17 protein-coding genes are annotated in these 17,594 nt (G+C 71.5%); 5 read left to right on the forward strand and 12 right to left on the reverse strand.

Annotated features, from left to right (window positions below; all coding sequences use genetic code 11):
• Positions 1-18: 18 nt before the first annotated feature.
• Both BDK92_RS00145 and BDK92_RS00150 read right to left on the reverse strand, forming a co-directional pair.
• Positions 19-1,197 (reverse strand): ThuA domain-containing protein, encoded by a 1,179-nt coding sequence (locus BDK92_RS00145; RefSeq protein WP_121153449.1) that lies wholly within the window; start codon positions 1,195-1,197, stop codon positions 19-21.
• 183 nt (positions 1,198-1,380) lie between these two features.
• Positions 1,381-2,676 (reverse strand): ROK family transcriptional regulator, encoded by a 1,296-nt coding sequence (locus BDK92_RS00150; RefSeq protein WP_121153451.1) that lies wholly within the window; start codon positions 2,674-2,676, stop codon positions 1,381-1,383.
• A gap of 175 nt (positions 2,677-2,851) precedes the next feature.
• Between BDK92_RS00150 and BDK92_RS00155 the strand changes: the two genes are divergently transcribed.
• On the forward strand, positions 2,852-3,667 hold the full coding sequence (locus BDK92_RS00155; protein ID WP_121153453.1) for a spermidine synthase: 816 nt from the start codon (positions 2,852-2,854) through the stop codon (positions 3,665-3,667).
• Positions 3,668-3,687: 20 nt separating this feature from the next.
• On the opposite strand, the gene BDK92_RS00160 is transcribed toward BDK92_RS00155, so the two are convergent.
• The gene (locus BDK92_RS00160; protein ID WP_121153455.1) at positions 3,688-4,995 is read right to left on the reverse strand and encodes an NAD(P)/FAD-dependent oxidoreductase; all 1,308 of its coding nucleotides are present in this window, start codon (positions 4,993-4,995) and stop codon (positions 3,688-3,690) included.
• Positions 4,996-5,124: 129 nt separating this feature from the next.
• On the opposite strand from BDK92_RS00160, the gene BDK92_RS00165 reads away from it, so the two are divergent.
• On the forward strand, positions 5,125-6,573 hold the full coding sequence (locus BDK92_RS00165) for a M20/M25/M40 family metallo-hydrolase (RefSeq protein ID WP_121153457.1): 1,449 nt from the start codon (positions 5,125-5,127) through the stop codon (positions 6,571-6,573).
• A gap of 119 nt (positions 6,574-6,692) precedes the next feature.
• On the opposite strand, the gene BDK92_RS00170 is transcribed toward BDK92_RS00165, so the two are convergent.
• Complete coding sequence (locus BDK92_RS00170) at positions 6,693-7,100, reverse strand: hypothetical protein (RefSeq protein WP_147456864.1); 408 nt, start codon at positions 7,098-7,100, stop codon at positions 6,693-6,695.
• 136 nt (positions 7,101-7,236) lie between these two features.
• Here BDK92_RS00170 and BDK92_RS00175 point away from each other — a divergent pair, with 136 nt between their 5' ends.
• Positions 7,237-8,973, forward strand: coding sequence for a DEAD/DEAH box helicase (locus BDK92_RS00175; protein ID WP_121153461.1), 1,737 nt, complete (start codon positions 7,237-7,239; stop codon positions 8,971-8,973).
• A gap of 42 nt (positions 8,974-9,015) precedes the next feature.
• On the opposite strand, the gene BDK92_RS00180 is transcribed toward BDK92_RS00175, so the two are convergent.
• From BDK92_RS00180 to BDK92_RS00215, 8 genes are all read right to left on the reverse strand, one after another.
• Complete coding sequence (locus BDK92_RS00180) at positions 9,016-10,032, reverse strand: alpha/beta hydrolase (RefSeq protein WP_147456865.1); 1,017 nt, start codon at positions 10,030-10,032, stop codon at positions 9,016-9,018.
• A gap of 67 nt (positions 10,033-10,099) precedes the next feature.
• Entirely contained in the window at positions 10,100-11,314 is a 1,215-nt protein-coding gene (locus BDK92_RS00185; protein WP_121153465.1) for a phosphatase PAP2 family protein, read from the reverse strand.
• 361 nt (positions 11,315-11,675) lie between these two features.
• A complete protein-coding gene (locus tag BDK92_RS00190) occupies positions 11,676-12,866 on the reverse strand; it encodes a 4-hydroxybenzoate 3-monooxygenase (RefSeq protein ID WP_147456866.1) in 1,191 nt (396 codons plus the stop codon).
• Between the two features lie 573 nt (positions 12,867-13,439).
• Positions 13,440-13,727 (reverse strand): DUF6510 family protein, encoded by a 288-nt coding sequence (locus tag BDK92_RS00195; protein WP_121153469.1) that lies wholly within the window; start codon positions 13,725-13,727, stop codon positions 13,440-13,442.
• A 1-nt stretch (position 13,728) separates the two neighbouring features.
• A complete protein-coding gene (locus BDK92_RS00200; protein ID WP_121153471.1) occupies positions 13,729-14,493 on the reverse strand; it encodes a ferredoxin reductase in 765 nt (254 codons plus the stop codon).
• Positions 14,463-15,062: a sulfite oxidase-like oxidoreductase gene (locus BDK92_RS00205; protein ID WP_121153473.1), complete on the reverse strand. Its 600-nt coding sequence runs from the start codon at positions 15,060-15,062 to the stop codon at positions 14,463-14,465. Before BDK92_RS00205 ends, BDK92_RS00200 begins: the two co-directional genes overlap by 31 nt.
• A gap of 89 nt (positions 15,063-15,151) precedes the next feature.
• Positions 15,152-15,829 carry a hypothetical protein gene (locus BDK92_RS00210; RefSeq protein WP_121153475.1) on the reverse strand — a complete coding sequence of 226 codons (678 nt, stop codon included), beginning with the start codon at positions 15,827-15,829 and terminating at the stop codon, positions 15,152-15,154.
• Positions 15,830-15,966: 137 nt separating this feature from the next.
• On the reverse strand, positions 15,967-16,371 hold the full coding sequence (locus BDK92_RS00215; RefSeq protein ID WP_121153477.1) for a DUF2267 domain-containing protein: 405 nt from the start codon (positions 16,369-16,371) through the stop codon (positions 15,967-15,969).
• Between the two features lie 197 nt (positions 16,372-16,568).
• On the opposite strand from BDK92_RS00215, the gene BDK92_RS00220 reads away from it, so the two are divergent.
• A complete protein-coding gene (locus BDK92_RS00220) occupies positions 16,569-16,841 on the forward strand; it encodes a DUF2795 domain-containing protein (protein ID WP_121153479.1) in 273 nt (90 codons plus the stop codon).
• A gap of 77 nt (positions 16,842-16,918) precedes the next feature.
• Positions 16,919-17,530, forward strand: a complete 612-nt coding sequence (locus BDK92_RS00225; protein WP_211348967.1) for a DUF1345 domain-containing protein — start codon at positions 16,919-16,921, stop codon at positions 17,528-17,530.
• The last annotated feature ends 64 nt before the right edge of the window (positions 17,531-17,594 follow it).

Raw genomic sequence — 17,594 nt, forward strand, 5'->3', positions numbered from 1 at the left:
GACCGGGGTGCCGCACCGTCAGCTACCGCCGGTGAGGGCGACCGTGTCCACGTCGAAGAGCGAACCGGAGCCGCCGGTGTAACGCAGGAACAGCGCGCCCGACGCCGAGGCGGTCAGCGTGGTGGAGACGGTACGGAAGGTCTCCCACCCGCCGGTGTTCGGCACCGCCACGGACCCGAGCAGGGTGCCGGTCGCGGAACCCGAACGGATCTGGATGGTGCCACCGGCACCGGCCGACGAGATCCGGGCCGAGAAGCCGGTCCGGCCTGCGGTGCTGACCGAGGCGTACCCGGTCCAGTCGCCGTTGTCGACATAGCCGACCGTCGCGCCGCCGCTGGCCGACGCCTTGCCGACCACCTGTACGCCGGACTGCGAGCTGAACGCCTCGGCCTCGACGGTCACCTGACCGCCGCCACCCCCACCGGGCGTGCAGGCGGCCGCAGCCCAGCCGGCCGCGTACCGGATCCCGCCGAGCAGGTGGGCCCGGAAGGCGGCGTCGGCGTACGAGGCCTGGGTGTGTCCGAAACCGGTGTAGAACGCTCGCCCGCTGGACTGCGGGTGGCACCAGGCGATCGGGTGGTCGCCCATGGTCCCGCCGGAGTAGCTGGACTCGGTGAGGCTGGCCAGCACCCGTACCTGGGACCGGGGGTTGGTCCGGTAGTTGTACCACTCGTCGGTGCGGGTCCAGGTCTGCGGCAGGTGCGCGGTGGCGGCGTGGGTCCGGTCCTCCACGTTCACGTTGGCCTGCTGGATCGCGGGGTGCGAGGCGAACCACGCACCGACGAGCTGGCCGTAGTAGGGCCAGTCGTACTCGGTGTCGGCGGCAGAGTGCACGCCGACGAAGCCACCACCGGAGTTGACGTACGACTCGAAGGCGGTCTGTTGTCCGGCGTTGAGCACGTCGCCGGTGGTGTTGAGGAAGACGACGGTACGGAACCGGGCCAGGTTGGTGGTGGTGAACGCGGTGGCGTCCTCGCTGGCGGTGACGGTGAAGTTGTTGGCCGCGCCGAGGTCACGGATCGCCTGGATGCCGACCGGGATGGCGTCGTGCCGGAAGCCGGCCGTCTTGGAGAAGACGAGCACCTGATAGGCGGGATCGGCGGCCTGCGCCGGAGCGGTGGTGGCGGCGACGGCCGTACCGGCGAGCAGTACGCCGGAGGCGGCGACCGCCAGCGCACGACGGATCGGGAGTTTCATGTTCGGCCTCTCTGGTCGGAACGGGGTGTGGAGGGGGTGACCGGGCGGGGCGTGCGCCGCCACGCTGACCGCCGATCACGGGGCTTGGTGCCGATTGGGGGGCGGTTGCCGGTGGGCCACCCCGGGTGGACTGGCGGATCGCAGGGACGGGTCGGTCGCAGGGGTGGACGGGGCGGGGTGGGGTTAGGGAACACGGACCGCGGTGACCCGGGTGACCGTGTCTGGTGGGCTACCCACGGAGGTGGGGTCGGCAATCACCCGATCCACGACCACGCCCGCCGCGCCACGGGCGGCGGCGGTGAAGCCGAGGTCGGACGCGACGAACCGGCAGTGGGCGGCTCGCCCGGCCACCGCCAGTCGGTCCAGTTCCGGTCGGGCGGCGGGGATCAGCCACTCGGCCAGCGTGGCGAAGTATCCGCCGAGCACGAGCACCCGGGGGTTGACCAGGTTGACCAGAATCGCGCCGCCGAGTCCGAGCCACCGGCCGACCTCGGCGACGGCGTCCAGTGCGACCGGGTCGCCGGCCGCCAGCCGCCGGTGCAGTTCCGCGACCCGCTCCTCGGGTACCCGTAACGGGCCGGACTCCAGGCCGTACGCCCGGTCCGGGGTGACCGCGCGGACCAGCTCGGCGAGCCCGACCTTCGTCTCCCAGCAGCCGGTGCGGCCGCAACCGCAGCGCCGGCCGGCCGGATCCACCGGCAGGTGGCCCACCTCACCGGAGAAGCCGTCGGTCCCGCGCAGGAGCCGCCCGTCCGAGATCACCCCGCCGCCGACGCCCACCTCACCGGTGAGGTAGACCAGATCACGGGTGCCGGCCGCGACGCCGTAGGTGTGTTCGGCCAGGGCGGCGAGGTTGGCGTCGTTGTCCACCACCACCCGCAGGCCGGCCGGGAGGGCGGCGACCAGCCGTGGCCCGAGTGGCAGGTCATGCCAGTCGAGGTTGGGCGCGAGCACGACCGCACCGTGCGCGACGTCGACGAGTCCGGGCACCGCGACGGTCACCCCGACCGGTACGGCGCCGCGGCGCTCCAGGTCGCGCAGCGCCTCCAGGATCACCTCGGTCAGCGCGGCCACGCACCGGTCCGGTCCGCCCGCCGTCGCGTCGAATGCGATCCGGCGCTCCACCAGGACCCGGCCGGCCAGGTCGGTGGCGTGTACGCCGATGTAGTCGACGTTGATCGCTACCCCGAGGGCGCCGACGCCGGCCCCGTCGAGTGCCACCGCCCGGCCCGGTCTGCCGGCGGTGCCCGAATACTCCAGCCCGGTTTCCTGGACCAGTTGTCGGGCCAGCAGTTCGTCGACCAGGCTGGAGACGGTCGCCTTGTGCAGGCCGGTGCCGGCGGCGATGGCGGCGCGGGAGCGGGGCCCGTGGGCCCGCAGGTGGCCGAGCGTCCGGGAGAGGTTCGCGCGTCGCAACGACAGCTGGTCGCCCGGTGCGCTCGCCGGGTGGAGCGGACCGGAACGCGGTGCAGTGGACATCGCGGCCCCTGATTCGTCTGTGGGTCCGACTAACCAACCATGCGACGTATATCGATATCAAGGGGTGGCAGTCATGGAATCCTCACTATTTTGAAACCTGCCGATAACTTATCGTCCGTGGGATCCCGGACACGTCGGTGCGGGCGGCGGCGCCGGCACCGGTTAGCGTGCAGCGGTGGCGAGGCAACCCCGGGCCGCGGCCCGTTCCAGCGCCGCGACGACCGAACTACTGATCGACCGGTTCCGGCCGGGCGGCCGGATCCTGCTCGCCGAGGGCGTGCCGCAGTCGTACGTCGACCTCGGCGACCCGACGTACCTGCACTTCGACTACGTACGGCGGATGGCCTCGGTGGTGGACGCGGCGGCTCCCGGCGGCGCCCCGCTGCGGGTACTGCACCTCGGCGGCGGAGGCTTCACCCTGCCCCGTTACGTGGCGGCCACCCGACCCGGCTCGGCCCAGACCGTGGTCGAGCGTGACGCCGCCCTGGTCACCCTGGTCCGACGCGAACTGCCGCTACCCACCGACGACATCCGGGTACGCGTCGCCGACGCCCGTGACGCCCTGCGGACCGAGATCGACGGGGACTACGACCTGGTACTTGCCGACGTCTACCAGGCGGCACGGATGCCCGAGCACGTCGCGAGCGTGGAATTCGCGGCCGAGGCGGCCCGGGTGCTCCGCCCGGACGGGATCTACCTGCTCAACCTGACCGACCTGCCGCTGCTGGCCTTCTCCCGGGTCCAGGCGGCCACGCTGCGCGCCGTCTTCGCCGACGTGGCACTGATCGCGAGTCGGGCGATGCTGCGCGGCCGACGGTACGGCAACGTCGTGCTGGCCGCCGCCACCCAGCCGCAACGGCTGCCGGTGGCCCGGCTGGCCAGCCGGGCGGCCCGGGACCCGGTGCCGGGCGGGGTGCTGCACGGTGCCTCGCTGGACCGGTTCGTCGCCGCCAGCCGGCCGGTGACCGACGCCCCGACCGGCGCCGGCTGACCCGCCGACCACCGGTCCGGTCAGCGGGCGCCGACGCGGGTGGGCAGCTCCGGTGACTCGCTCTCCAGCGGTACGGCGTTGGACGGCACCAGACCGAGTTGGACCGCCGGTCGGGACGTGGTCGCGTCGAGCAGCCAGTCCGCCGCCACCCGGACCCGGTTGCTCGGCAGCGCGAGCAGATGGTAGCCACGGGTAACCGCCTTGGCCGCCAACCCGGACAGCGGCACCTGCAACGGGTTCGCCGCCGCCTCCCGTCCCCCGAGATCCACCACGAACCCCAGGTCGTGGTGCCGGTACGCCCGACGTCGGCCCTGCCCGTACGAGGCGGCGATGTTGTGCGCCACGAGTTTGCCCTGCCGCTCGGCGTGCTGCGCGGTCATCGGGGTCACCTGCCCCGGCCGGGTCAGGTCGGGTACGGCGGCGGCGTCGCCGCAGGCGTACACCTCGGGGAAACCGGGCACGCCGAGGAACTCGTCCACGGTCAACCGGCCCCGTTCGGTGGGGAGCCCGAGGTCGGCGACGAGCGGGTCGGGGCGTACGCCGACACACCAGATCAACGACCGGGTCGGCACGTACTCGCCGTCGCTGAGCTGTACCCCGTCCGCGGTCGCCTCCTTGACCGACGTACCCATCCGGACGTCGACCCCGCGCTCGTCGAGCACCCGTTGCGCGGTCGTCGACATCCGCTCGGCGAGTTCGGGGAGCACCCGGTCGGCGACATCCAGGAGCATCCACCGGGGGCGCGGGCCGAAGCCGGGGCGCTGCGCGATCAGCCGGTCGGTGAAGAGCTGTCCGTGCGCGGCGACCTCGGTGCCGGTGTACCCGGCACCGACCACCACGAACGTGCTGCGGGCCGCCCGCTCCCGCTGGTCGTCGGTGGTCTCCGCCAGTTCGATCTGACGGACCACGTGATCGTGCAGGAAGACCGCCTCGGGCACGCCCCGGAAGCCGTGCGCGTGTTCGGTGACGCCGGGAATCGGCAACAGCTTGTTGACGCTGCCCACGGAGAGGACGAGCCGGTCGTAGGCGACTTCCTCCCGGTCGCCCTCGGGCGGGGTGAACCCCACCCGGCGACCGCGCAGGTCGACCCGGTCGACCTCACCGATGATCACCCGTACGCCCGGGAGGGTGCCGGTGAGCGGGACGGTGATCCGGGTCGGCTCGATGACACCGGCCGCGACCTCGGGCAGCAGGGGCAGGTAGAGGAAGTAGTCGGTCGAGTTGATCAGCGTGATCTCGGCCCGGCCACGGGCGAGCCGGGACAGGCGTTTCGCCGCGTGGTACCCGGCGAAACCGGCCCCTACGATCACGACGCGCGGTGTGGTCATAACCAGTGCCGTTCCCGGGCACAAGCGGGACAAACCTCGACCGGTGGACCGTTGGCGACCGGACCCGCCGACGTTGACCGACACCCGAAGTCATTGACACTCATCACGTTGATTGATGACGATGATCTCATGCCATCTGACGAATCCCACGGCCCCGTGCCCACGAAGCCGACCCGCCGTACCTTCCTCTCCGCTGCCACCGTCACCGCCGCGGCGGCGGTCGCCGCGCCACTGGCCGCCGACCCGGCGCGGGCCGGCGGGCACGGCGCGGACGACGGCCCCGGCCGGCCGGTCCGGCCACAGTCACCCGACCGTGAGCTGCGCCGCCTGCTGGCCGAGGTGGACCAGCGGCGGATCGAGGCGATCGTACGGCGGCTGGCCGCGTTCGGGACCCGGCACACCCTGTCGAGCCAGGACGACCCGGAGCGTGGCATCGGCGCCGCCCGGGACTGGATCCACCAGCAGTTGCAGAGCTACGTGGCGGGCTCCGGTGGCCGACTGACGGTCGAGTTGCAGTCGTACATCCAGCAGCCGGCGTCCCGGATCCCGGTGCCGACCCGGATCACCAACGTGGTCGCCACCCTCCGAGGCACCACCTCACCCGATCGGGTCTACGTGATCACCGGTCACTACGACTCGCGGTGCACCGACGTCATGGACTTCACCAGCGACGCCCCCGGCGCGGACGACGACGCCTCCGGAGTGGCGGTGCTGATGGAACTGGCGCGGGTGATGTCGACCCGGCCGATGGAGGCGACGGTCGTCTTCGCCGCCGTCGCCGGCGAGGAACAGAACCTGTACGGCTCGACCTACCTGGCCCAGCAGTACAAGGCCGCCGGTACGGACATCCAGGGCATGTTCAGCAACGACATCGTCGGCAGCAGCAGGGCCGACGACGGTACCCGGGACCCGAAGTCCGTACGCCTGTTCGCCGAGGGGGTGCCGACCTCCGAAACCCCGGGGCAGGCGAGCACCCGCCAGTCCGTGGGCGGCGAGAACGACTCATCCTCGCGTCAGCTCGCCCGGTTCGTCAGTGACGTGGCGGAGAACAGCGCCACCGGCATGGGCGTACGGGTGGTCTACCGACGGGACCGCTACCTGCGCGGCAGCGACCACATCGCGTTCCTGCGCGAGGGCTGGCCGGCGGGTCGGTTCACCGAACCGAACGAGGACTTCGCCCACCAGCACCAGGATGTCCGGGTGGTGGACGGCAAACAGTTCGGCGACCTGCCCGAATTCTGCGACTTCGGGTACATCACCCGGGTGGCCAGGGTCAACGGCGCGGTGCTCTGGTCCCTGGCGCAGGGCCCGGGTACGCCGAAGCGGGCGACCATCGTGACCACCAACCTGACCAACGACACCGAGCTGCGTTGGGAGCGCGGCACCGAGCCGGACCTGGCCGGTTACGAGGTGCTCTGGCGGGAGACGACGGCACCGGAGTGGACCCACGCGATCGAGGTCGGCGACGTCACCACGACGACCGTCAACCTCTCCAAGGACAACGTCTTCTTCGGCATCCGGGCGGTGGACCGGGACGGTCACCGCAGCCCGGTCGCCTTCCCACAGCCGGGGAGCTGAGACCGGGCCGGGAAGCTGAGACCGGGCCGGCTGGCCCGGCTCCCCGGACCGGACGGAACGCCCCACCGCGATCGGAACCAGCGGTGGGGCGTCGACCGCCCGGAGCGTCGGTGGGCTGCTCAGGCCGCTCCTCCGGAGGTCAGTCCGCCGTGCCGCCGGGCGGCCAGGGCACGGGCGGTGAGCACGGCCAGACCGGTGTACGCGGTGACCACCACGACGGAGGCCAGAACACCGACCGACGTCACCACGACCACCAGGACCACGACGGCGCCGCCGGCCACCAGACCCGCGCCCGGCACGCCCAGCAGACGCAGCGGCCACCACATCCCGAACGGAACCACCAGCGTCTGCAACGCGAGCAGGAACATCCCGAGACCGATGTTCGCGTCCGGGCTCGGCGCGATGGCCTCGACCAGGGCGGCGACGGCATGCCCGAGCCCCCACACGGCGCCGCTGACCACGGCGGCGGCGAGGGCGCCGAGCACGGCTTGGCGAGGGGTGGAGAGGGTTCGCTCGACAGGTCTCATGGCGACGATTCTCGTCCGGAGCGGGCCGGGCCCACCTGAGTCGCGGGGCTCACCCACGACCGTAAGCACAGGCGCGCGGGGCCCCGAACACCGGTAGTTGAAACAGACCAACCGGGGTAATGAAAAGCTTGTGGGTATGAGTTCCGAGAGCGTACGGCCCGATCCAGTAGCCCCCGTCGATCCCAGCGGCACCGACGACGGGCCCGGCACCTTCGCCGATCTGGGGTTGCGGGCCGAACTGCTCGGTGCCTTGGCCGCCCTCGGCTACGAGGAGCCGACCGCGATCCAGCGGGAGACGATCCCGCCCCTGCTGGCCGGAGGCGACCTGCTCGGCCAGGCGGCCACCGGCACCGGCAAGACCGCCGCCTTCGCCCTGCCCCTGCTGCACCGGATGCCCGCCGAGCGTCGTTCCGGCGACCCGTCGGCGCTGGTGCTCGTACCCACCCGCGAGCTGGCCGTGCAGGTTTCCGAGGCGGTCCACCGCTACGGCCGGGAACTCGGCGTACGGGTGCTGCCCATCTACGGCGGGCAGCCGATCGGCCGGCAGTTGCGGGTGCTGGACGGCGGGGTGGACGTGGTCGTGGCCACCCCGGGGCGGGCTCTGGACCACATCGCCCGGGGCACCCTGCGACTGGGTGAGCTGCGCACGGTGGTGCTGGACGAGGCCGACGAGATGCTCGACATGGGCTTCGCCGAGGACATCGAGGCGATTCTCGCGCAGACCCCGGAGCAGCGACAGACGGTGCTCTTCTCCGCCACCATGCCGGCCCGGATCGACGGAATGGCCCGCCAGCATCTGCGCAACCCGGTACGGATCGAGATCGGCCGACCATCGCCCGCCTCCGGCACCGCTCCCCTGGTCCGGCAGACCGCGTACGTGGTGGCCCGGGCGCACAAGCCGGCCGCGCTCGGCCGGGTGCTCGACGCCGAGTCCCCGACCGCCGCGATCGTCTTCTGCCGCAGCCGGGAGGAGGTCGACCGGCTCACCGAGACCATGAACGGCCGGGGCTACCGGGCCGAGGCGCTGCACGGCGGGATGAGCCAGGAACAGCGCGACCGGGTGATGGGCCGGTTGCGCACCGGTACGGCCGACCTCCTGGTGGCGACCGACGTCGCCGCGCGCGGCTTGGACATCGAACAGCTCACCCATGTCTTCAACTACGACGTGCCGTCGGCGCCGGAGTCGTACGTGCACCGGATCGGACGGGTCGGCCGCGCCGGACGGCAGGGGGTCGCGATCACCCTCGCCGAGCCGCGCGAACACCGCATGCTCAAAACCATCGAGCGGGTCACCGGCCAGCGGATCTCGATCGACAAGGTGCCGACCGTCGCGGACATGCGGACCCGACGGCTGGAGCTGACCCGGGCGGCGCTCCAGGAGAGCCTGCTGGAGGACGACCTCGATCAGTTCCGGGTGATCGTCGAGACGCTGGCCGACGAGTTCGACGTGATGGAGGTGGCGCTGGCGGCGGTGAAGCTGGCCCACGAGGCGGCCGGGATTCCGGTCGACGACGAGGAGATCCCGCACGTGACGCTCCGCAACGAGCGGGGCGAGCGGGACGGCCGAGGTGCCCGGGAGGGTCGTGGCCGGGACGCCCAGCGCCCCGGCCGGTCCCGCCAGGGCGGCATGGCCTGCCTCTTCATCGGGGTGGGCCGGCGCTCCGGCATCCGTCCGCAGGACCTGGTCGGCGCCATCACCGGGGAGACCGGGGTCAGCGGGCGGGAGATCGGCTCGATCGAGATCGCCGACCGGTTCTCCCTGGTCGAGGTGCCACAGGCGGCGGCGGACGAGGTGATCAGCCGGCTGCGCGGCACCACGATCAAGGGCCGTCGGGCGACCGTACGCCGGGACCGGGACGGCGCCCGCGACTAGCACCGATCAACCGTGGCGGGGCCGGCCCGGCCCGGCCCGTGCTCAGCGGAGGACCCGGCGGCGCCCGCCCGGTCGTCCCCCGCGCGAGGTGAGAATTCGGGGGCCGGGACAGGGCGTCCGCGCAGGGCCGGTCGGTCGCGCGGCCGCCTCCGCCTTGAGTTCGGCCGGTGGTTCGGGCCGCCGCAGCACCTCGACGATCTCGGTGATGACCCGTCTGGCTTCGGGGATCGGGGTGAGCACCCAGTCGTGCAGCATGCCCGGATACTCGTGCAGGGCGATCTCGGTGCCCTGCTCGGCCGCGAGTTCCCGGAGTCGTCGGGCGTCCGGGTTGAGCACGTCCCGGGTCCCGGTGAAGAGGGTCACCCGGCCCAGGTCGTGCAGTGGGCCGTTGATCGGACTCACCTGCGGTACGGAGGGCAGGTCCGGGAGCGCGTACAGGTGACCGAGGGACCTCAGGTGCGCGGCGTTCAACAGCGGATCCCGGCGTGCCACCGCGGAGATGTCCGGGTTGGTCATGGTCGCGTCGAGCCATGGCGAGAGCAGCACGAGGTCGCCGGGGCGGGCGGTGTCGTCCGGCAGGGACTGCACCAGCGCCAGGGCCATGCCGGCGCCCGACGAGTCGCCGACCACCGCCAACCGGTCCACCGGACCCCGCGCCACGATCCGCTGGTAGAGCCGGATCAGGGTCGGGAAGATGTCGCGGTGCCCGTACTCCGGGGTGAGCGGGTAGATCGGCACGGTGACGGTGCGGTCGGTCCGCTCGGCGAGGCGGGCGATGAGGTTCCAGTGCCCAACGGTGATCTCGGTGGCGTACGCACCTCCGTGCAGGTAGACGAGCTGCCCGGAGGTGCCGCCGGAGGCCGGCGTGAGGACGTACGTGGGCCAGCCCTCGAAGTCCTGCCGGTCGATGGCCACGTGCCGCAGGATCGGCGGCCGGTGGCCCTGGGGATCCCTCGGCGCGGCCGAGGCGCCGATGAAGCGTTTCGGGGCGAACTGCCACCGCTTGACTCCGGCGAGGGTCAGCGACACGGTGAGGAGGCGGCTGCTGATGCTGTGCATGGTGGGCGGTTCCTTCGTCTTCGCGGTCAGAGCGGGTTGGTGCGCGGGCGCGAGGCGTTCCGGGCGGTCACCGGGCCCGGCTCCGACGTCGGGCCGACGATTCGCGCCATCGGTCACGCAGCCGTACCAGCCCGCGTCGTGGCCGGTCGGCGAGGCGTTTCGCCCATGGGAACTCGCGGCCGAGCAACGAGAGTCCGGCGAAGATGGTCAACCAGCCGGGACCGGGCAGGACCAGCATGAGCAGCCCGGCCAGGATGATCACGCCGCCGGTGACCGCGATGCCGATCCGCCGCAGGGCGCGGCCCCGACCGCTGCCGCCACCGCGTCGTGCGGGGCGGTGTCCGGGCCGGTCGCCGTGTCGTGGGGCGCGGTGGCCCGGCCGGCCGCGACGCGACATCATCCCGGGTACGCCGCGCCGGTGGAGCCAGGTGTGCGCGGTCCCGGGCCAGCTCGCCCGCGCGGCGGTGTCCCGCTGGGGCACGGGGAGCAGGAACGGGATGACCGCCACGATCGCGCCGGCGACGACGCCGTCGAGCCAGTAGTGGTTGGCGGTGGCGACCACGACGGTCAGGGTGATGGCCGGGTGGAGCAGCCAGAGCCAGCGCCACCTGGTCCGGGTGGCGATGATGAGCCCGGTCGCGACCAGCAGTGCCCATCCGACGTGCAGGGAGGGCATGGCGGCGTACTGGTTGGTGAGGTCGTCCGCGCTCGGCGGCCCGTAGACGGAAGGACCGTAGCGGGCGGCGGTGTCGACCAGGCCGGTGCCGGCGAGCATCCGGGGTGGGGCGAGCGGGAAGAGCAGGTGTACGACGAGCGCCGCGCCGGTCAGTGTGGCGAGACTGTTGCGGGCCCAGCGGTAGTACCCGGGGCGGCGCAGGTAGAGCCAGACCAGGAAGGCCGCGGTGGCGGGGAAGTGCAGGTAGGCGTAGTAGCCGTTGGCGGCCCGGATGAGCGGCTCGCTCCGGGACAGCCAGTGCTGCACGCTCGCCTCGTCGGGCAGGTGCAGGGTCCGCTCCAGGTCCCATACCCGGTGGCCGTTGGCCGTCGCGGTGGGTACGTGACCGTCCGCGAGCAGCCGGCCCAGGTTGTACCCGACCCAGAGGGTGGCGACGAGGATCAGTTCCCGCAGCGCCCGGGGACGGGTCGCCCGCCGGTGTGCCGGGACGGGACCGTACCGTCGTGCGGTCCGGGTCCCGTCGGTGGCGAGCCTCGGTGGTGCGACGTCGAGGAGATGCCGCGCGGGCGCCGGGCCGAGCTGTGCGAGAGGGGCAGCGCGAGACATAACCGTCGTCCTTCTGGGGTCGTCCGTGATTGTTCATCCGTTTCGCCGGCTGGACCGCGTCGGCCGGGTTCCGACCGGTTGGCCGCTTCCACCGCCGCGCGGCGCCCGGTTCAACCGGTCGACGGCGTGACTGCGCGCACTGGACCCCCACCGAGTTCGACATTGACTGCCCCGCTAGTCACTTCGAAACAAGAAGTGGCCTTCGTTCAGCTAGCGAGACTACAAGTTGTAACACCCCAGGTAGCAGCGCTGATGCCGAAGAGTTCCGCACGCCACACTCGCTTGCGCTCTCGCCGCAGGCTGTGGGCGGGAGATCAACTCGGAAGCCGACCCGCTCCCCCGGCGCAGCCACGACCAGGACTCACTCCCACCCGATGTGGTCCTCGAGAAACGCGGCACCGTACGCCGGCGAGGCGAAGAGCCGTTCCAGCCGAGCACACTGCACCCGGTGCAGGTACGCCGCCTCCCGGGTGCCCGGGCCAGGAGTGTTCACCAGGTCCATCACCCGGCCGACGAACTCCTGGGCCCGCCAGATCCGGGCCAGCCGGCGGTCGGAGTAGGCGTCCAACCGGGCCGAAGTGCCGCCGGTGAACCGCTCGACCAGCGCCAGGGCGAGTTCCTCGGCATCGGCGAGGGCGATGTTGAAGCCCTTGCCGACGACCGGCGGGACGATGTGGGCCGCGTCGCCGACCAGGAAGAGCGGCCCGTACCGCAGCGGAGCGCAGACCAGGGAACGCATTCGCAGACTGCTGGTGGAGAGGATCGGACCCTCGTGCAGCAGCCACGGCTCATCGAGCGCCAGCCGGATCCGGATCTCCTTCCAGATCCGTTCGTCCGGCCAGTCCGCCCGGCCGTCCTCCCGGGGGCACTGGAGGTAGAAACGGCTCACCACCGGACCCCGGGGAACGTGCACACACGCGCCGGACTCGTGGATCGCGATCACCGTGGAGTCGCTCGACGGGGCCGCCTCGGCGAGCACCGCCAGCCAGGCGTAGTCGTACTGGTACTCGTGCGTCCGCGACGCGGAGCGGGGAATGGCCGCACGGGTGAGGCCGTGCTCGCCGTCAGCGCCGACCACGATGTCGCACCACAGCTCAGACGGGGCGGCCCCGGCGCCGCTGTCGAGCCGAATCCGTGGCCGGTCACCTTCGAGGTCGGTGACGGCCAGCGCGGTTGTGTCGAACCGCAGGTCGCCGCCGGCGACGAGGAAGGCGTCGATCAGGTCGCGGACCAGGAACTGCTGCGGGTAGAGGTAGGGCGTCCGCCCACCGGCGAGCGGGGCGTAGACGAGCGGATAGCGACGTCCGCCCATCCGGAACTCGATCCGGTCCTCGACCGCTCCGGTCGCCAGCAGCCCGGCGGCGAGGTCGTGCCGACGCAGCAGCTCGACGACCGGGTACTCGACCGTGGCGCCCCGGACCCGCTGTTCGACGTACGACCGGTCGCGGCGCTCCACCACCACACAGTCGATGCCGGCCCTCTGCAACAGGACCGCGACCAGCATGCCGGCCGGACCCGCCCCGACGATCCCCACCCGGGTACGGTCGCTCACACCGCACCGCGTGGTCCGATGGCCCCGGTACGGCCGCAGCACCGAGTCGGCGGGAGCTGTCCCCGTACCGCGGTCAAATGTGCCTGAATTCCCGCCGTCCGGAAAGGGTGGCCGTACGCGACGTAGTTTGAATCCGGTCCGGCCGGCGAATCGCTTTTCGACTCATCCCAGTGGGCCGCAGCGTCGCAGAGTCTTACCACTCCACGTGGCGAATCAAGGCCGAACCCCCCACGAGAACCGCGCGCCCACTGGCCGACCACTTCCGCCTTATGCGCAGGAAAAGAGCTGCTCAGTGGGGCCGTCGAGAACAGTAGCCACAGGAGACCATCAGGCACAGACGTAACGCCCTTCTGGCAGTCCCGCCCAGTCGAGTAACACGACTCTGGCAGCACCATGGCGGTTCACTCGCCATTTTGCGGCCGTCTGTGGATCAGCTAAGCGCCACAGGAATTCTCACGCGCCCGCTCACGTGTGTCAATCCCTCGAACAGCCCGGCCGATCCGTCGCACGAATGACGTACTTCTTTCGGCCACACTGACCAAATCGAGACCGGAAAGGCGGCGCCGGCCCGGGTCACCAACTGGCCGGCGACTCCGCCGGCATCGGCACCTGGACGAAGACCGCCCCGCGCAGGTCCAACCACGCACTGGTGGGCGTCCGCACCAACCGCATGACCACCTCCTCGCAGCCCGGACAACGGGCCACCAGGCCGGGCGCGTGCTGGTAGACCCGCATCTGGGCGATCGGCCCGGTCAGCCCACAGTTGGCGCACCGGCCGGTCGCCGCAGTGAGGTCGACCGCGAAGAGTTCACGCATCGGGCCGGCGAGCATGTTGCCGTCGGTGTAGTCCTGATCGGCCATCTCAACCTCCGGTGGGGCCGAAGCGCTCGGTCTTCACCCGACGCGAGTCGTGACCGAGGGCGACGAGGATATCGGCGACGGTCTCGACGAAACCCGTCGGACCACAGACGAAACAGGTGGGTTCGAGCTCCGCCGGCCAGCCGTGACTGTTGACGTCGGCGACCCCGATGCGGTGCGCGGCCGAGGGCCAACCGTCCGGGGTTTCACGGGTGTAGACGTAGGACACGTCCAGGCCGCCGTCATCCCGGGCCCGCTGGCGCAACTCGTCGGCGAAGTAGGCGTCCCGGGGCGTGCGTACCGAGTAGATCAGCCGGAACGGCACCCGGCTGCCCGCCGCCCGCCGGGCCCGGACCATCGCCATCAACGGCACGATCCCGGAACCACCGGCGACGAGGAGGACCGGCGCCGGGTCGGCCGAACGCCAGACGAACCAGCCTCCCACCGGGCCGCGGATCTCCACCGGGTCGCCGACGGAGAAGACGTCGATCAGGTACGGCGAGACCTCGCCGTCGGGCACCCGCTGCACGGTCAGCTCGATCCGGTTGCCGGCGGCCGCCGAGGCGATCGAGTAGGAACGCTCGGCGCGGTAGCCGTCAGGTGCGGTGAGCCGGACGTCGACGTGCTGACCCGGCGTGTGGCCGGGCCAGTCGGGCACTTCCAGCACGAGCGTACGGGCCGTGCCGGTCTCCTCCCGGGACTCGACCAGCTGGGCCACCCGCCAGCTGGCGCCCCGGTTCAGTCGCCCTGGTACCGCTGCTCGCGCCACGGGTCACCGTAATCGTGGTAGCCGGCGGTCTCCCAGAAACCCGGCTCGTCGGTCAACATCAACTGGATACCCCGGACCCACTTGGCCGACTTCCAGAAGTAGAGGTGCGGCACCAGCAGCCGGGCCGGGCCACCATGCTCGGCCGGCAGTTCGCCGCCCTCGTACTGGTGCACCAGCCAGGCCTGACCGTCGAGCAGGTCCTCCAGCGGCAGATTCGTGGTGTATCCGCCGTACGAGTGCACCAGGGCGTAGTCGGCGGCGGTCTCCACCTCGGCCAACAGGGTGTCCAGGGAGACGCCCTTCCAGTTGGTCTGGAGCTTCGACCACCGGGTGACACAGTGGATGTCGACGGTGGGGGTTTCGTTCGGCAGAGCCAGCATCTCCGACCAGGACCAGCGGTGCTCCGCCCCGGCCTCGGTCGTCACCACGAACTCCCAGTTGTCCAGGGACACCCGGGGGGTCGGGCCGGCCGAGAGCACGGGAAAGTCCTCGGTGAGGTACTGCCCGGGTGGCAGCGATGGCTGTGACGACCTGGGCCGACCCTGGAAGCCCGGCGATACGATGCCCATCCGCTACTCCTATCACCTTTCCGGCATCGCCGGATCGGGTTCGCGGTACGTGATCGTATAGGGCGCCGGTGCCGCGCTCCGGGCAGCGGTTACTTCGTGGTCCCCTCCGGTGCGCCGTCCGAGGTGAAGGCGCCGCTACCGGCCTCGGTTTCCAGGTAGACGTGCTGGTGTCCGTGTCCCGCGTCGATGTTGATCTGGTCGAGCTGGGCCGCCGCGATCGACCACGCGGTGCCGGCGGCCGTACGTTGCCGGGTCGCCAGGTCGATCAGTCCGCGCTGCTCGGCGGCCGGGAGCCGCCCCGCCAGGGCGTAGGTGTCCAGCGCCGTGGAGAGGCCGTCGACGGCAGCCCGTAGGCCGCCCCGGGCGACGTTGGTGGCGGTGGTGCCGGACGGGCTCTCGGCATGCCGCTCCACCGCCCCCCGCATGCTCTGCTGCCAGGCGGCGAGCTTGTCCGGGGCAGCGGGTCGCCCGGACTTCATCGCGGTGTCCAGTTCGGACAGGACCGGGCCGAGTTCGTCCCGGGTGGTACGGGCCGCCGTGGTCAGCTGGGCGATCTGCTCGACGTCCCGCCGCGCCTCGGCCTCCCGCAGCTCGTTGACGGCGGCCTCGGTGCCGCTCGGCCGGTCGGCGACGGCGTAGCCGATCCCGGCCCCGACGAAACCGGCGAGCACCACCGGCAGGATCATCACGAAGACCAGGTTGCCGACGCTGGGTCGCCGACTCTGCGTCGTCTTGGTGTAGGAGGGTTTACCGGTCCTGCGGGACATGTCCGTTCCTCCCGGGGCATCGACCACCGCACGCACGTTGCGTAGAGGTTACGGCTTTGCTGCGGGGTCGTCCATTGCCGGGAAGAAACCGACCGAACTTCTGTCCGTCTCGACGAAAGTCGATGTCGGCGCGTCGCTTACCGCTTCCGCGCCCTGCCGCCGGGCATCAGCGACGGCTCGACCATGTCCCGGAAGTCCCGGGGCAGCTGGCTCATCACCTCGTCGAACTCGCCGCCGGTCACCGCCTCCCGAACCGTGGTCATCACGGCCCGTACCCCGTTGCGGGCCAGCGCAGGGTCGACATTCGCGCGCCCGGCGACCCGGTCGACGAACTCGGACACGCCGAAGCGCTCCGCACGGTCCGGCGGGTTCTGCATCAGTGCCTGCAACGGCTGGGGCAGTTGGGCCGCGAGATCTATCGCCTCGCCGCTGGTCAACCGGTCGGCCAGCACCTCCAGCGTGCTCTGACTCAGATCGACCGCGGTCTCCGGATCGACGTCGGCCCGCTGGGCGACCATGTCGATGAAGGTGTTGTAGTTCATGGTGGCTCCTCCCTGGCCCCGCCCGGCCGGCGACGGCGTGTCGGGCGGGTACCCGTGCCCAACGCGGCGAAACGACGGTCACCGGCGACGACTCCGCCGAAAGGTCCGCACCGGGGCCGGTGCGGCGCGTGATCTCGGCAAAGTGGGGTAAGCGCTGCGTCGGCAGAACCAGATGACCGGCGAGGAGCGGGATTGCCATGGTTACCAACGCCGAAGTGCTGCGTTACCTCACCTCACTCGACTTCCCCGCCAGCAAGGGCGACATCGTCGCGGAGGCCGAGCGGGCCGGTGCGCCACAGGACGTGCTCCGCGCACTGCGCGCGATGCCCCCGGTCGACTACGGCAACATCGACGAGGTGGCCCGCTCCGCACACACCAATCCCAACCCGGAGGTGTCGCCAGCGGACCTGGCCGCGCGGGCCCGGGACCGCAAGCACCAACGGGTGGCACGGCACCTCCGCCAGAGCTGACCGGTGCCCGCCGCCAAACCCACGGGCCAGCGACGTTGACCCGGACCAGGCCACGCCGGGAACCGGTACGGTCGTCGGTGCTGCTCACCATGATGGGCGCGGCGGCGGCGTGTGGCGCGATACCGGTGGGACTCTACGACGCCGCGGTGCTCGGCCCACTCGTCGGCTGGGACTGTGCCGCGCTGTTCTACCTGGCCTGGGCCCGGTCACGGCTCTGGCCGCTGAACCCGGACGAGACAGCCCGGTTCGCGTTGCGGGCCGACTCGAACCGGGGACTGCGCGACTCGCTGCTTCTCTTCGCCTGCCTGGCGAGCCTGCTGGCGATCGGTGTCGTACTGATCCGGGCGAAACCGCTGGACGGCTTTCCCGAGCAGTTACACATCGCCCTGGGGATCGTCAGCGTGCTCTTCTCCTGGGCGGTCATCCACACCGTCTTCGCTGGTCGCTACGCCCGGCTGTACTACACCGGCACCGACGGCGGCGTCCGGTTCAACCGACAGTCGCCACCGCGCTACACCGACTTCGCCTACCTGGCCTTCACTCTCGGCATGACCTTCCAGGTCTCCGACACCCCACTGAGCAGCCCGGCGATCAGGCGTACGGCGCTTCGGCACGCACTGCTGTCGTACCTGTTCGGGGCCGTGATCATCGCCTCCACGGTCAACCTCATCGCCGGTCTGGCGCGCTGAACGGACCGGGGAGGTCGACCCGACACCGGACGAGGTGCCGGCCACGACAGGCATGGCCGGGACA

The sequence above is a fragment of the Micromonospora pisi genome (assembly GCF_003633685.1).
GTDB classification, from domain to species: Bacteria; Actinomycetota; Actinomycetes; order Mycobacteriales; family Micromonosporaceae; genus Micromonospora_G; species Micromonospora_G pisi.

What these genes read in the sequence shown, in the direction of transcription:
- BDK92_RS00220 (WP_121153479.1), top strand. Translation starts at nt 16,569, where the DNA reads ATGGTTACCAACGCCGAAGTGCTGCGTTACCTCACCTCACTCGACTTC.
- BDK92_RS00160 (WP_121153455.1), bottom strand. Translation starts at nt 4,995, where the DNA reads ATGACCACACCGCGCGTCGTGATCGTAGGGGCCGGTTTCGCCGGGTAC.
- BDK92_RS00170 (WP_147456864.1), bottom strand. Translation starts at nt 7,100, where the DNA reads ATGAGACCTGTCGAGCGAACCCTCTCCACCCCTCGCCAAGCCGTGCTC.
- BDK92_RS00195 (WP_121153469.1), bottom strand. Translation starts at nt 13,727, where the DNA reads ATGGCCGATCAGGACTACACCGACGGCAACATGCTCGCCGGCCCGATG.
- BDK92_RS00165 (WP_121153457.1), top strand. Translation starts at nt 5,125, where the DNA reads ATGCCATCTGACGAATCCCACGGCCCCGTGCCCACGAAGCCGACCCGC.
- BDK92_RS00180 (WP_147456865.1), bottom strand. Translation starts at nt 10,032, where the DNA reads ATGCACAGCATCAGCAGCCGCCTCCTCACCGTGTCGCTGACCCTCGCC.
- BDK92_RS00185 (WP_121153465.1), bottom strand. Translation starts at nt 11,314, where the DNA reads ATGTCTCGCGCTGCCCCTCTCGCACAGCTCGGCCCGGCGCCCGCGCGG.
- BDK92_RS00175 (WP_121153461.1), top strand. Translation starts at nt 7,237, where the DNA reads ATGAGTTCCGAGAGCGTACGGCCCGATCCAGTAGCCCCCGTCGATCCC.
- BDK92_RS00210 (WP_121153475.1), bottom strand. Translation starts at nt 15,829, where the DNA reads ATGTCCCGCAGGACCGGTAAACCCTCCTACACCAAGACGACGCAGAGT.
- BDK92_RS00150 (WP_121153451.1), bottom strand. Translation starts at nt 2,676, where the DNA reads ATGTCCACTGCACCGCGTTCCGGTCCGCTCCACCCGGCGAGCGCACCG.
- BDK92_RS00215 (WP_121153477.1), bottom strand. Translation starts at nt 16,371, where the DNA reads ATGAACTACAACACCTTCATCGACATGGTCGCCCAGCGGGCCGACGTC.
- BDK92_RS00205 (WP_121153473.1), bottom strand. Translation starts at nt 15,062, where the DNA reads ATGGGCATCGTATCGCCGGGCTTCCAGGGTCGGCCCAGGTCGTCACAG.
- BDK92_RS00145 (WP_121153449.1), bottom strand. Translation starts at nt 1,197, where the DNA reads ATGAAACTCCCGATCCGTCGTGCGCTGGCGGTCGCCGCCTCCGGCGTA.